General features: G+C 64.8%; 1 pseudogene. It reads left to right on the top strand.

Annotation, left to right across the window (positions count from 1 at the left end):
• Window positions 1-32 precede the first annotated feature (32 nt).
• Window positions 33-304 (top strand): annotated as a pseudogene (locus CBX98_RS25945) (DNA mismatch repair protein MutL); the annotation flags it as partial.

Genomic DNA, 304 nt, shown 5'->3' with positions numbered 1-304 from the left:
AGCTGTCGCGCAGCGGACCGTCCGGTGTCGTGGTGCGTCGTATTCCATCGCTGCTGGAAGGTGCCGATGTCGCCCAGCTCACCCGCGACGTGCTCGGCGAGCTGGCCCAGCACGGTAGCTCACGTCGTCTGGAAGAGCTGGAGAACGAACTGCTCTCGACCATGGCCTGCCATGGTTCGGTGCGAGCCGGTCGACGCCTGGGGATTCCCGAGATGAACGCGCTGCTGCGGGAAATGGAAGCTACCGAGCGATCGGGGCAATGCAACCACGGCCGTCCCACCTGGGTACAGTTATCGCTGGGTGA

It is taken from the genome of Vibrio sp. T9, assembly GCF_003123985.1.
GTDB classification, from domain to species: Bacteria; Pseudomonadota; Gammaproteobacteria; order Enterobacterales; family Vibrionaceae; genus Vibrio; species Vibrio diabolicus.
This window is presented reverse-complemented; position numbering and strand designations above follow the sequence as displayed.